Here is a 13,756-nt window from a genome sequence, read left to right on the forward strand (position 1 = left end):
CGTACGTCAGGAAAGGAACGGATACATGAATGTGGAATGGACGTTTATAGAAAGGGGCATAACAGCTGCCGTGATTGTCGGAACGATGGCACCGCTAATCGGTACGATACTGGCGGTGCGACGATCTTCCGTTGTGTCGGAATCTCTATCCCATGTTACCTTAACAGGAATTTCGGCAGGGGTGTTACTCAGCCAACTAGCTGGCACAGAGATCAATCCATTATACACTGGTTTTGCCTTCTCTCTAATCGGCTCCCTGGTTATTGAAAAGCTGAGGCAACTATACCCTGATTTCCAGGACTTGGCCGCGCCGATTATTTTGTCAGCTGGACTTGGACTTAGCGCACTTATCATGAGTATGTCAAAGTCAGGATACGGCGAGTGGTATGATTATTTATTTGGGAATATTGTTTCTGTTACAAGGGGAGATTTACAATTTATTGGATTCACCGCCGGAATCGTTATATTGCTGTTTTTCTTATTTTTTAAAGAGATAAAGGCCGTCTCTTTTGATAAGGAATATGCACAAGTGTCAGGTATACCGTTGTCTTTGGTTAATTTTTTGTTTTCCCTGTTGACCGCTCTTGTCATCGCGATGTCCATGAAGGTTGTCGGCATATTGTTAGTAGGAGCGCTCGTGTCATTACCGGTAGCCTCAGCACTTCAACTCTCTAAAAGTTTTAAGCAATTACTCGTATGGAGTGTCGTTTTCGGAGAGGCAGCGGTAATTACTGGGGTGTTTTTCTCTTATCACTTTAATATTGCAACTGGTGGTATGATTGTAGTCATGATGTCTGTCATGCTCGCTGTTGTTGTCGTATGGAGTGAAAAATGGAGATTTTCTGATTAAAAAGCTGGAGGTTTTTACCATGAATGTACAACAGGCGTTGGAAAAACTAAAAGATAAGGGTTATAAATATACGGATAAACGGGAAATGATGCTGCGGCTGATTGATAAAGAAAAAAGATACATGACTGCCAAAGAAGTATTGATCGCGATGCAGGAATTATATCCGCATATAAGCTTTGATACTGTGTACCGAAACCTTTCTGTATTTGAAGAGATGGCGATTTTAGAAATGACAGAATTTGATGGAGAAAAACGCTACCGATTCAATTGTTCTCTCTCTTCCCATCACCATCACATTATCTGTTTAGAGTGCGGGAAAACACAGCATATTAAGGCGTGTCCAATGGAGTGGCTGGAGGAAAGCGTGGAAAGTCAATTTTCCGTCACTGGACATAAATTTGAAATTTATGGTTGCTGTGCAGATTGCCAAGCCCAGGCAGAACACTGCTAATTGCAGTGAAACCGGGGGGGAAATGGATGTAGAGCACGCCGAACAGGCAAAAAAACGTGCGGAAGAACGCCTCCAGCGTGCCAAACAGGGTGATACCGCTTTTAAATGAGCCCAGCTCTCCTGACGACGTGCCCTCCTTGACACCTTTAAAAGTGGCAGGCCCATATAAGATAAGAGACAACCCGGCCCGTTCTCATAACAAGCCAGCCCAATCATAAATGAAAAGCTGTTCTGAACGTGAAAACGGATCAGAACAGCTTTTTTGCACCTGCAGCAGGCAACTATGACATCGTCAAATACCGCTCTTTGAAAAATAACTACCCCAGAGAGGGTGGATGACGTCATGAAAAAGTGTGACCTGGAAGATGGCAACCCCATAGAGGTCGTATGACGACGTGAAAAAATGCACTTAAGATAATAACAGCCATATAGCACCGATATGACGTTGCGAAAAAGCACACACTGGAAAATGACGACACCATAAAGGTCTTACGACGCCGCGAAACACTGCTCGTTGAAAAATAACGCCATTATACGGGATGTATGACGCCGTGAAAAGAACGATCCGGAAAATAACAGCACCATAAAGAATAAATTACTCACGGACACTTCATTAGACCCAATATCCGCTAGGGCGGTGCTAAATTTGAAAGTCCTAAATAAGGTTTAATTGTAAACTGAAAAAACATGGTTTCCTTACTCCTAATTTCCAGGCTGGAACTGCAACAGACGGATATAATAAAAATGCTCTCTTCTATAGAAGAGCAGGGAGGGGGATGCAGCATGGATGAAAACGAGACGCGCTCTGATACCCTAAAAGAACCGGAAGAGAACGGATTGCTGGCAGAAGATGAGGAGAGAACGGATGCGCCGGTGCTTGAGGACGAAGATTATAATTTAGAGACTGCCGCGGAAATTGCGGCTCCTGGTATCGGCGATGAAGCTCATTTAACGAGACAGGATGAAGATATCGAGGAAGACTCCGGTGGAAGAGGCCTCGGTATAACGGCGATCATTTTAAGTATCGCCTCGTTATTCTTTCTTCCTGTCATATTGGGAGCAGCGGGTATTGTAATTGGTTTTATGGCAGCAAGAAGAGGAGCGACAGCAACAGGGTATTGGGCAATAGGGATTGGAGCTTTATCTATCGTCGTGAAACTTTTTTTCGGCGCGCTCATGTAGCCTACGCTTGGTTGTATCGTATAAAAAAGCTGTTCCGAAGTTGGCTTAGCTTCGGAACAGCTTTTCTTAATGTGTGGCTGTTTTTTCCTCTTTCATGTATTCGGCAGCTATGGCATCGACTTCCTTTTTTAATTCCTCGACCATGATTTCTTCTGGTACTTTCCGAATGATCTCTCCATGACGGAAGAGGAGCCCTTCTCCGCGTGCACCGGCAATGCCGATATCTGCTTCGCGTGCTTCTCCCGGCCCGTTTACGGCACAGCCAAGTACAGCTACTTTTATTGGTGCTTTAATAGTGGAAATGTACTCTTCCACTTCGTTTGCAATGCTGATCAGGTCAATTTCAATACGGCCACATGTTGGGCATGAAATTAAGGTGGCTGCATTGGAAGCAAGGCCGAACGTTTTTAGTAATTCACGTCCTACTTTTACTTCCTCTACAGGATCCGCACTTAATGAGATACGGAGAGTGTTTCCGATACCTTTACTTAAAATTGCTCCAAGTCCGGCGGCACTTTTAACCGTACCGGCAAATTGTGTGCCTGATTCTGTAATACCTAAATGAAGCGGGTAAGAGAAGGCCTTGGCCGCTTTTTCATATGCTTCAATGGCCAGGGTCACATCCGATGCTTTCATAGACACGATAATATCATGAAAATCGAGGTCCTCTAAAATTTTAATATGGTGAAGAGCACTTTCTACCATGCCATCCGCTGTTGGATAACCATATTTTTCGAGGATTCTTTTTTCGAGAGATCCTGCATTTACCCCAATACGGATTGGAATTTTTTTCGCTTTGGCGGCTTCAACGACAGCGATGACTTTTTCCTTTGTTCCAATATTACCCGGGTTAATGCGGATTTTATCGGCGCCGCCTTCAATTGCTTTTAAAGCAAGGCGATAATCGAAATGTATATCTACAACGAGCGGTATATTAATCTGTTTTTTTATCTCTGGAATCGCTTCGGCAGCTGCCATGTTTGGACAGGCAACCCGTACGATTTGACAACCAGCTTCTTCCAAGCGTTTAATCTCTGCTACTGTTGCTTCGACATCTTGTGTTTTGGTAGTCGTCATGCTCTGTACAACGACTTCATTGTTACCGCCAATGACAAGATCGCCGACTTTCACTTGTCTTGTATTTGTACGATGGGTTATTTGGCTCATGTATCCATTCGCCCCTTTAACGATGGTAAATTTCATTGACTGTTGCAATGTCTTCATCCAATTAAAATAAGACTCACGAACTTATTGTATCAGCGTAGAGAATAGTTTGGCAAGCGAAGGAGTGAACCCACTCTCTTAGATGTCCGGTTCTTTTTCATAAATTGGGAAAACGTACGGCTTGTCCACTTGAATGTTCTCTGGTAGAAGTCCATTGTTCAGCTTCTTGAAGTCTTGTGTGATTTGGTTAATCGAAGCCGGGACAGGCCCGTTGTGTAGCTTTTCTACGATAGTTAGGACCGTTTGACCAGGCTCGACTGTAACCTCTACACGTTGAACGCCGTCAAAACTAGGAGGGGGTGCAGAACCGGTTTCATTTTCCAGTGAAGTTGTCATCAAGGTACCAGTCGTGACATCATAATAAGCAGAAACGGCAATTAAAATAAATAATAAAAACAATAACAGTTTTTTCATAATGTTACCCTCCATAAGCATACATTCGAGTTATAATGTATACATATGTCCAGATCCATTATGTATAACTAAAAAAAGACCGATATTAAAGGAGCGTTCATTTATGTCAAGGTGGAGATCTTTTCTTGCAGGCAGTTGTGCATTCATGGTAATAGCCCTTTTTCCGGCTGCTGTATTTGCTGATGCAGCACCGGGGGACACGATCGTTACACTAGGAGAAAATTTAAGCAAGGAGGAACGGACGAGCATATTAAACGAAATGAACGTGTCGGAAGACGTAGAGATCGTGACGGTCACGAATGAAGAGGAGCACAATTATCTAGGTGATTACATGAGTGCCGGCGATATTGGAAGCAGAGCTCTTTCCTCAGCGAAAATCACGTTGACAAAACAGGGTCAAGGTATACATGTCGACACAAACAACATCACAAAGGTTTCTGAAGGTATGTATGCAAATACCATGATAACAGCCGGTGTGGAAGATGCGGATGTGTACATCACCGCCCCGTTCGGTGTTTCGGGCACAGCGGCCTTAACTGGGATTATAAAAGCATATGAGATCCAAAACGACATTCAAATCCCCGAAGAACAGAAGAAAGTTGCGAATGAGGAAATGGTAAAGACTTCCGAGTTAGGTGAACGAATTGGTACGGAAGAAGCGACCGAACTGATAACAAGAATTAAAGAAGAATTAGGAAAAAAACCGGTTGAATCGGAGGCAGACCTGCGAGATTTAATAAAAAGAGTAGCCAGTGAGCTGGGTATAGATTTAACCGAGGACGAATTGGATGGATTAGTATCTCTTTTTAATAGGATGAAGGATTTAAATATTGATTGGGATCAAGTGCAAAGCCAAATCACGAAAGTAAGGGATAATCTGGATGAGTTTTTGAACAGGGAGGATACTCAATCTGTTATTCAGAAGTTCCTTGACTTTGTTAATGAATTAATCGATTCATTACGCGGTTGGTTAGGCGGTGAAAGTGAATCCTCGTAAAGGAGCGCGGGAACAATGGAATTGCTCAACTACGCTAGTATAGGTTTTTTAATCGTTTTTTTAGGCACACTGTTCTTGTTAGGCGAAATGTTGGTAAAAGCAAAAGGTCTTTTTGCCGTTTTAGGCATTGCATTTATGAGCTTATTTTTTTCCTTTCATATCGATTCCGCTTCAAGTATATGGATCATTGTCTTGTATGCGGCCGGGGCTGGCCTTATTATCCTTGATGGAAAAATAATTAGTGACGGTACGGTTGCTTTATTAGGAGCACTCTTGATGAGTTTGGGTTTAGCTGTACCAACTCCAACACTGACTTATGGCATTTTGGTCGTTTTCGGTTTCTTGTTGGGACTAGTGGCATCAGCACTCTTTTTAAAGGTGTTTCCGCGAAGGAACTTATGGTCAAAATTAACATTGAAGGAACGAATGAGTGGGGATCTAGGCTTTAACTCGCTCAATGAAAAGTACAAAGGATTAGAGGGAAAAGAAGGGAAGACGATAACCCCTTTCCGGCCGATCGGAACCGTCATCATAGATGGCCATCATTACAGTGCTACCAGTGGGAATGAATGGCTGGAAGAAGGAATACAAGTAGAAGTTGTTTCTGTGGATGGAACAAGAATTTTAATCAAAAAAAGAACTAATTGAAGAGGAAAAGCCAAAAAACTATCTACACAGATAGCTTTTTGGCTTTTTTAGGTTGTTGCTTTTTTTCGTGGTTTGGGTAAGTGTCTGTATACTTGATAAAGCATAATAAACGCTAGCGCCCAGTAAATAATAAAACCGCCGGGCAACGGAAAAGGCAGCAGTTCAGCCAGGGATAGAAGAATGGTCGGTAATGTAACGGTATAGGCACATAACATCCAGATATGGCGGTAAGATAAAGACAAGGGTGCAACATTACGAATTAAAAGACCAAACAAGGAGAGCGCGGTGATCCCGACAAATTTTAATGCAGTGGAGAACAGGTAAAGAATGAGCAGGAAAACCGGGATGAAAATAGGCAGTAAGCTTTCGATCGTACTCATCATGGAGACGATATCTTCCTTTGTTAATTGAAGGTCACCGGCTTGTTCGTATCGGAACGTATTTTTATTACCGTTATCGATTATAATTATCTTTTCGCGAAGCAATGCCAATGTATCGGATGTGTTGTCAATGTCACTTTCCTTCATCTCTCCAGTCGAATCAAAAATAATCGTCTCCGCATTTTCTTTATTAATTAATGGAGTGTCTTGGTTGGAGTGAAGGACACCATCCTCTAATGTGAAGTCCGGGATTTCATCTGTAAAGGCATCGTCGATCCGGTCAGTCACAGACAGAATCGTGTTGGTTAGAAGAATACTGGAGGGAATACTTGCCAAGAGCATCAGAAAAAACACATAGCCGATCGTTTTACCAATACCGTGAAAACGAAAGCGGCCAATATAAACGGACGAATATAAACTTTTAATAAATGTTTGTATGAGGTTCATCGTGTCCTCTCCTTTCCTAACACTAAATTGTAACGGAAAAGCAAGGCCTAAGAAAGATATATTCCTTAACAGTTGATAGGCTATGGCCCGTCTTTGGCAATCTGGTGATAACTTTACAAAAATCTTAATAAAATCTTTACAAAAGGGAAACAATCACTCAACATTAGACACGTATTATGTAAGAGGTTTGTCGAACGATGTATTTTATTTTTTACTGAGGGGATGAACGAGTGTGGATCTTCAATCGATCTTATTCACATTTTTCGGTGGTCTTGGGATCTTTTTGTTCGGGATCAAATTCATGGGGGATGGCCTGCAAAAAGTAGCTGGGGACCGTTTGCGCGATATTTTGGACAAGTTCACAAGCAATCCTATTATGGGAGTTATGGCTGGCATCATCGTGACTGTCTTAATTCAGACAAGTTCAGGAACAACGGTATTAACGGTTGGCTTGGTAAACGCTGGGTTTATGACGCTGCATCAAGCAATCGGTGTTATTATGGGGGCGAATATTGGAACGACTGTAACTGCCTTTATTATCGGTATTGATATCGAAGAGTACTCCCTGCCGATTTTGTTTATCGGTACATTTCTCATTTTTTTCTTTAAAAATAAAAAAGTACATAACATTGGGCAAGTATTCTTTGGCTTTGGTGCGCTTTTTTTCGGTTTGTCGTTAATGGGTGACGGGGTTTCTCCACTAAGGGAATTGGAGTCCTTTCGAAGCCTGACGGTAAGTATGGGGAACAACCCGATTCTCGGGGTGCTGATCGGGATGATTTTCACCGTTACGGTACAAAGTTCTTCTGCTTCAATTGGTCTTCTCCAGGAGCTATACACGCAAGGAACGATGATGCTCGATGCGGTTCTTCCTGTTTTATTTGGTGACAACATCGGTACAACCATCACAGCCGTTCTGGCATCCATAGGAGCGTCGGTTGGAGCGAAACGAGCCGCCCTCACTCATGTAATTTTTAATTTAATCGGCACCACGGTTATACTTATTTTCCTAGTGCCTTACACGAACTTGATCGAGCACTTAGAAGGCTTGCTCAACTTGAATAAACCGATGACGGTTGCTTTTTCCCATGGGATTTTTAACTTCGCGAACACACTCGTGCAACTACCTTTTATTGGGTTCTTGGCATTAATTGTTACGAAACTAATACCGGGAAGTGATACGGAGATAGAAGTTAAAGCCAAACATCTAGACCCTTCGTTTATTCGGCGTTCGCCGTCTATTGCCCTTGGTCAAGCTAAGTCGGAAACATTGCGGATGGCTGAGTTTGCCGAAAAAGGGTTGGTAGAAGCGAAAAATTACTTAAAAACAAATCAGAAGCGTCACTCCGAATTAACCGTTCAATACGAAGAGGCAATTAATAATCTTGATCGAAAAATCACCGATTACCTAATTCTCATTTCCGAGCGTTCGCTCTCAGATGAGAATTCGCGGATGCATTCTGTTCTGATGGACACGGTTCGCGATATTGAACGTGTCGGGGATCACATGGAAAATGTGGTTGAACTTGTTGATTACCAGCTCACCAATAAAGTGGCCTTGTCTGCTGACGCGTACGCTGATCTGGAGGATATGTTCTCTTTAACCGTCCAAACGCTGCAAAAAGCGATCAGTGCGCTTGATAATGACAATTTGGAGGAAGCGCGTGAAGTGGTCGAACAAGAAGAAGAGATTGACAAGATGGAAAGAAAGCTTCGCAAAAAGCATATTCTACGCTTAAATGAAGGAAAGTGTTCCGGTTCAGCAGGCATAGTCTTTGTGGACATCGTCAGTAATCTAGAAAGAATAGGCGATCACTCGGTCAATATTGCTTTTGCCGTGCTCGATGAGTATATTTAAAAAGGATATAGCAGAAGTGTACGTGTACGAAAGACGCTTTTGCTCTCCCTAGAAATTTTATGCAAAAAGTATTGACGTGTCATCTTTATCATGATATTATCATCATTGTCGTTGAAAACAGATGACACGTCTTTTACTCATATTCCACAGTAGCTCAGTGGTAGAGCTATCGGCTGTTAACCGATCGGTCGCAGGTTCGAATCCTGCCTGTGGAGCCATGGCGGTGTAGCTCAGCTGGCTAGAGCGTACGGTTCATACCCGTGAGGTCGGGGGTTCGATCCCCTCCGCCGCTACCAAATTAAAAATGTATGTTACTTGTGAGAGATAGCACATGTGTATGTCTAAAAGGTATAGCACATGTCTAGCTTCAGCGCCCAGCCGCTCGGGGTTTCTTCGCCTTCACCTTCGGCCATCAGGATGGCCTGCGGAGAATGCAGAAGAACCTGTCGCAGCTGACCAGGGCGCTTACGCTTTTCTATATGGCGGCTGTGGCGAAGTGGTTAACGCACCGGATTGTGGCTCCGGCATTCGTGGGTTCGATTCCCACTAGTCGCCCCATTTTCATTATAAAAAGGACCCTTAGCTCAGTTGGTCAGAGCTGACGGCTCATAACCGTCCGGTCGTAGGTTCGAGTCCTACAGGGTCCACCATTTCATCAAGCATGTTAAAAACGTGCTTTTTTGCGTTTAAGGGGTCAAGAAGTGGGAATCAACAGGCGCTTCTGCTTTTCTTTGGAGGGATACCCAAGTCTGGCTGAAGGGAGCGGTCTCGAAAACCGCCAGGGGTCCGTCAAGGGCTCGCGAGGGTTCGAATCCCTCTTCCTCCGCCACTTATTATGTACCGTCTAAAAATGACATACTACAGGAAATTTAGCAATGGGGGACTCTTTGGCCGATTGCTTTTTTGTTGAATTCATTTAAAGACTTTGGTAATGTTGGGGTGTAATCAAGTGCAATCCCTTGTACTTAAAGGACTGGACATGCAGTGTCACTGCAAGCCGGTCGAAGAAAATACACTTTTTAGGAGGAGATTTAATGGCTAATCATCAACTGCCAGAACTACCTTACGCACCAGACGCTCTTGAACCACACATCGATGAAGAAACAATGAAGATTCATCATGGTAAACACCACAACACCTATGTAACAAAGCTTAACGCTGCACTTGAAGGACATGACGACCTTGCTGGTAAAGATGTAGATGAACTCATTAAAGATTTAAATGCCCTTCCTGAAAGTATCCGCACGGCTGTAAGAAATAACGGCGGCGGTCACTCGAACCACACTTTTTTCTGGCAAATTCTCAGCCCAAATGGAGGCGGCGCACCAAGCGGTGAATTAAGTGACGCTATTTCCAGTAAGTGGGGAAGCTTGGACAGTTTTAAAGATGAATTTGCGAAAGCAGCAGCTGGTCGCTTTGGCTCTGGCTGGGCATGGCTCGTTGTAAACAATGGCGATCTTGAAATCGTTGACACTCCTAACCAAGATTCGCCGCTTACAGACGGCAAAACACCAATCCTTGGTCTTGACGTATGGGAGCATGCGTACTATCTAAAATATCAAAACCGCCGTCCTGATTATATTAGTGCATTCTGGAATGTTGTAAACTGGGACGAAGTAGAAAAGCGTTACAAAGCAGCAAAATAAACAGGAAACGCCGTCGCATTTATTGCGGCGGTTTTTTTGCTGTCGATATCTAAAGGAATCTCCATTATCCCTCAAACTCTGCCCGCTTTTTTCTTGTGCATAGCTCATTTTACTTTGCGGCACAATAGAAATAAGGCGGTGGAGTAAGATGGCTAATTCATTCGCAAAAATCTTCCTTGGAAATGTACGGATAACGAGCAATTTGTTACTCTTACTCGTTATCGGCGGACTATATGCAATTTCTATTGCCTTGTCAAACACGTTTGTGAATATTTATTTATGGAAACAGTCGGGTGAAATCGCTGATATAGCGCTTTACCAGCTGGCTTCCGTCGTCATGCAGCCACTCTCTTTTTTGGCAGCGGGATTTTTAGCTAAAAAAGCTGACCGGATAATTGCGCTCCGTATAGGAGTGTTTATTTTAACAGGGTTTTACTCAGCTGTTTTGCTTGCTGGTGATCATGCCGGAAGTATTCTGCTTCTTTTAGGTGTCCTATTAGGCATGGGATTTGGCTTTTACTGGCTTGGTTATAATGTGTTAACCTTTGAAATTACAGAGCCGGACACCCGTGATTTTTTTAACGGTTTCTCCGGGTTGTTAACGTCATTTGCTGGCATGATTGGTCCTTTAAGTGCGGGGGCGATCATTACGTGGATGCCGGATGCCAAAGGGTACAATTTTATTTTCTTTATTTCATTTTCCCTATTTATTCTTGCCGTTTTGCTCAGCTTTAAAATGAAACATCGTCATGCCGAGGGGCCGTTGAGAGTCAGGCAGGCGATCGCAGAGATTAAACGAAATTCCTCATGGAGAAAAGTGTTGTTCTCCCACTTTTTGCAAGGAATTCGTGAAGGGATCTTCGTGTTTATTATTATTTTATGGGTTTATACGGCAACGAATAGCGAAATGGCTCTCGGTGGTTATGGGTTTGTCACCTCGGCTGTTTCATTTGCAGGTTATTTTTTCGTGAGCAGATTTTTAAAACCGACACAACGAAAAAAAGCAATTCTTATAGGAGGCGCATTATTGTTCGGCGCCGTTTTTCTCATTATCTTTAAACCTGTTTACTCCCTGTTAATCACGTACGGTATCATTATTTCAGCGGCATACCCTCTTCTCCTAGTTCCTTATGTTTCCTTAACCTATGACGTTCTTGGAAAAGCAACTGACGCAGCGTTGTTACGGATCGAATATTTGATATCCAAAGAATGGTTCATAAACGGGGGAAGGGTCGTGTCAATTTTGCTTTTGTTGATTGGAATATCTGTATTTAAAGAAGAAAAAGCCATCCCCGTGTTAATGGTGATATGCGGTGCTGGATCTTTACTCGTGTACGCTTTCATTCGAAACATTGACATGACCTTGCTAACGAATACGAAAGAAGCTAAAAACAGTATGCCGGAACGTGAAGGAGGAGATTCTCTTAGTTGAGGATTTTCTCCTCTTTTTGTTGAAATGTGTGCTAAAATGTAAATGGTATTTTTTTTGAACAGGGGAGAGGAACGGGATGACAAAATTGAAAAATGGAAAGAACCATATCCCTTTCCGTTTAAATGTATTATTCTTTGCCGTTTTTTTATTGTTTTCAACGTTGGTCTTGCGGCTTGGATATATTCAGATTGTACAAGGTGATGATTTTGAAAGAGATCTTGAACAGTCTACGAGTGAAGTTTCCCGGGTGGATGCTCCGCGCGGGTTAATGTATGATCGAAATGGCGAGCTGCTTGTAGATAATGAGCTGACCCTTTCACTTACTTATACGAATAAACGCGATGTGACAGAAGAAGAACGGATAAAGATTGCGAAAGAACTGTCTGAATTAATAAATGTGGAAGAAAAAGAACTAAAACGGCTTCCAGAGCGAAATAAAAAAGACTATTGGCTTGCAACCCATCCGGATGAAGCTCAAAAATTAATTACCCAGGAAGATAAGGAAAAAGTGGAGGAGGAAGAAGAATTATATGAACTTCAACTCGCACGGATTACAGATGAGAAGCTGAGAGCGCTGGAGGGCGAACGGGAAACGATTTTTATTTGGGGAGAGATGATCAGTGGTTATTATGATGCCCCGCAACGGATCAAAAAAGGATTGACACGAGACGAGGCTCACAGTATCGGCGAGCGCTTAGATAAAATGCCGGGTGTCGATATTTTGCGTGATGCTAATCGCAAGTATCTCTACGAAGATGCATTCCCAAGATTTTTTGGTCGGACTGGGCCGATTCCGCGGGAAAATATCGCAGAATACATAGCGAAAGGCTATAATCGTTCCGATGAAGTAGGCACAAGCTTCCTAGAAGAGTACTATGAAAAAACGCTCCGCGGTAAAAAAGCGGTGGTGAAAGCGAAGACAACCGAAGAGGAATCGACAACAGAAACGAATGGCAGCAGGGGAAACGATTTGATCCTTTCGATTGATATGGCCCTGCAGCAAGAAGTGGAAAACATCATTGATCAGGAAGTCGGACGGTCTTCCGGCAGTTTTATTAATTCACCGCAAGCGTATGTTGTTATGATGGAACCGGATACTGGCGAAATTCTTGCGATCTCGGGATATACGGATCATCTCGGCACGGTAGCTAATTCTTACGAAATGGGTTCGACCGTGAAAGTTGCTACTGTTGCGCTCGGCTTGCAAACTGGAGTAGTCGGTCCTGGAACGGTTATATACGATCAACCGATCAAGCTGCCTTATACACCGGAAATCAGCTCAGTGGGCACCTTAGGACCAGTCAACTATTTATCAGCATTAGAGCGCTCTTCTAACGTTTACATGGCGCAGATTGCGATGAAGCTCGCGGGCTACCAGTACGGAGTCAGCCAGAGTTGGAATACTGCCCAATATCATAAAGCGTACGAGACGTTTCGTTATTATTACAGTCAGTTTGGGCTTGGCGTTGAAACGGGGATCGACCTTCCTTCCGAAACAACAGGAATTAACGGTGGTAAGGCGAACCCCGGTAACCTCCTATATTTAAGCTTTGGGCAGTTTGACACGTATACACCGATGCAACTTGCCCAATTTGTAGCAACAATTGCCAATGACGGATACCGGATGAAGCCTCGGTTAGTGAAGGGGATACGGGAGCCTAATACAAATAAAAATGAGCTTGGTCCTGTTAAAAAGCAATTTGAACCTACGGTGTTGAATAAAGTAGAAATAAACGACGCCTATATTAAAATGGTGCAGCAAGGAATGTGGCGCGTCACGAACGGCAGCCGGGGAACAGCACGTTCCTATTTCACAAATACCCCGTACACGGTTGCGGGCAAAACAGGAACGGCGCAATTCCGAACCCGCCAGGAAAGCACGAACCGGCTGGTAGACGGCAACAATCAGGCGTTTGTTGGCTATGCACCTTTTGATAACCCGGAAGTGTCTATTGCGGTAGTTGTGCCGGGAGTATACAAAAGCGGGCGCAGTGGCATCTCTCATACGATAGCCAGAAGATCCCTTGATGCGTATTTTGATCTACAAAAAAAGCGCCCGGATCTCGAACCAAATGAAGAGACGGAAGAATAGAGCTTCGCTTGTATTCTTCCGCCTCTTTTTGTTTTGCTAACTGAATCAATCTCACCTTATTTAGATAATAAATATGAACAATAACATACATTACATGTTATTCATTTATTTCCACAGATATCCATTGTTGATTGT

General features: G+C 43.3%; 13 protein-coding genes and 5 tRNA genes. 15 read left to right on the top strand and 3 right to left on the bottom strand.

Translation table 11 applies throughout. The features are described from left to right. Positions 1 to 25 precede the first annotated feature (25 nt). The 4 genes from LOR49_RS10690 (at position 26) to LOR49_RS10700 (ending at position 2,483) form a co-directional block, all read left to right on the top strand. Complete coding sequence (locus LOR49_RS10690) at positions 26 to 850, top strand: metal ABC transporter permease (RefSeq protein ID WP_240376634.1); 825 nt, start codon at positions 26 to 28, stop codon at positions 848 to 850. A 19-nt stretch (positions 851 to 869) separates the two neighbouring features. Further along, positions 870 to 1,301 (top strand): Fur family transcriptional regulator, encoded by a 432-nt coding sequence (locus tag LOR49_RS10695; RefSeq protein ID WP_240376635.1) that lies wholly within the window; start codon positions 870 to 872, stop codon positions 1,299 to 1,301. A gap of 22 nt (positions 1,302 to 1,323) precedes the next feature. After that, a complete protein-coding gene (locus tag LOR49_RS17710; protein WP_420830430.1) occupies positions 1,324 to 1,410 on the top strand; it encodes an ATP synthase delta/epsilon chain alpha-helix domain-containing protein in 87 nt (28 codons plus the stop codon). Positions 1,411 to 2,084: 674 nt separating this feature from the next. Then, entirely contained in the window at positions 2,085 to 2,483 is a 399-nt protein-coding gene (locus LOR49_RS10700; protein ID WP_240376637.1) for a hypothetical protein, read from the top strand. Positions 2,484 to 2,549: 66 nt separating this feature from the next. Here the strand turns inward: LOR49_RS10700 and ispG are convergent, their stop codons facing one another. Further along, positions 2,550 to 3,650 carry a flavodoxin-dependent (E)-4-hydroxy-3-methylbut-2-enyl-diphosphate synthase gene (gene ispG / locus LOR49_RS10705; protein WP_240376639.1) on the bottom strand — a complete coding sequence of 367 codons (1,101 nt, stop codon included), beginning with the start codon at positions 3,648 to 3,650 and terminating at the stop codon, positions 2,550 to 2,552. A gap of 135 nt (positions 3,651 to 3,785) precedes the next feature. After that, positions 3,786 to 4,121, bottom strand: a complete 336-nt coding sequence (locus tag LOR49_RS10710) for a hypothetical protein (RefSeq protein WP_240376641.1) — start codon at positions 4,119 to 4,121, stop codon at positions 3,786 to 3,788. 103 nt (positions 4,122 to 4,224) lie between these two features. On the opposite strand from LOR49_RS10710, the gene LOR49_RS10715 reads away from it, so the two are divergent. After that, positions 4,225 to 5,118 (top strand): DUF1002 domain-containing protein, encoded by an 894-nt coding sequence (locus LOR49_RS10715; RefSeq protein ID WP_240376643.1) that lies wholly within the window; start codon positions 4,225 to 4,227, stop codon positions 5,116 to 5,118. A gap of 15 nt (positions 5,119 to 5,133) precedes the next feature. Next, positions 5,134 to 5,766, top strand: coding sequence for an NfeD family protein (locus LOR49_RS10720; RefSeq protein ID WP_240376645.1), 633 nt, complete (start codon positions 5,134 to 5,136; stop codon positions 5,764 to 5,766). A gap of 47 nt (positions 5,767 to 5,813) precedes the next feature. Here LOR49_RS10720 and LOR49_RS10725 read toward each other — a convergent pair whose 3' ends face one another. Beyond that, positions 5,814 to 6,593: a DUF1189 domain-containing protein gene (locus LOR49_RS10725; protein ID WP_240376647.1), complete on the bottom strand. Its 780-nt coding sequence runs from the start codon at positions 6,591 to 6,593 to the stop codon at positions 5,814 to 5,816. 232 nt (positions 6,594 to 6,825) lie between these two features. Here LOR49_RS10725 and LOR49_RS10730 point away from each other — a divergent pair, with 232 nt between their 5' ends. The 9 genes from LOR49_RS10730 (at position 6,826) to LOR49_RS10770 (ending at position 13,621) form a co-directional block, all read left to right on the top strand. Further along, on the top strand, positions 6,826 to 8,451 hold the full coding sequence (locus tag LOR49_RS10730; RefSeq protein ID WP_240376649.1) for a Na/Pi cotransporter family protein: 1,626 nt from the start codon (positions 6,826 to 6,828) through the stop codon (positions 8,449 to 8,451). Between the two features lie 143 nt (positions 8,452 to 8,594). Next, positions 8,595 to 8,669, top strand: a tRNA-Asn gene (locus LOR49_RS10735). Position 8,670: 1 nt separating this feature from the next. Beyond that, positions 8,671 to 8,747: transfer RNA gene (locus tag LOR49_RS10740), tRNA-Met, on the top strand. Positions 8,748 to 8,933: 186 nt separating this feature from the next. Beyond that, positions 8,934 to 9,009, top strand: a tRNA-His gene (locus LOR49_RS10745). A gap of 15 nt (positions 9,010 to 9,024) precedes the next feature. Then, positions 9,025 to 9,101, top strand: a tRNA-Ile gene (locus LOR49_RS10750). A gap of 83 nt (positions 9,102 to 9,184) precedes the next feature. After that, positions 9,185 to 9,280 (top strand) — tRNA-Ser (locus LOR49_RS10755). Between the two features lie 205 nt (positions 9,281 to 9,485). Then, positions 9,486 to 10,097 (top strand): superoxide dismutase, encoded by a 612-nt coding sequence (locus LOR49_RS10760; protein WP_240376650.1) that lies wholly within the window; start codon positions 9,486 to 9,488, stop codon positions 10,095 to 10,097. A gap of 148 nt (positions 10,098 to 10,245) precedes the next feature. Beyond that, positions 10,246 to 11,529: an MFS transporter gene (locus tag LOR49_RS10765; RefSeq protein ID WP_240376651.1), complete on the top strand. Its 1,284-nt coding sequence runs from the start codon at positions 10,246 to 10,248 to the stop codon at positions 11,527 to 11,529. A 76-nt stretch (positions 11,530 to 11,605) separates the two neighbouring features. Beyond that, positions 11,606 to 13,621: a penicillin-binding transpeptidase domain-containing protein gene (locus LOR49_RS10770; protein WP_240376652.1), complete on the top strand. Its 2,016-nt coding sequence runs from the start codon at positions 11,606 to 11,608 to the stop codon at positions 13,619 to 13,621. The last annotated feature ends 135 nt before the right edge of the window (positions 13,622 to 13,756 follow it).

The organism is Bacillus piscicola, from assembly GCF_022458745.1.
GTDB lineage: Bacteria > Bacillota > Bacilli > Bacillales > Marinococcaceae > Alteribacillus_A > Alteribacillus_A piscicola.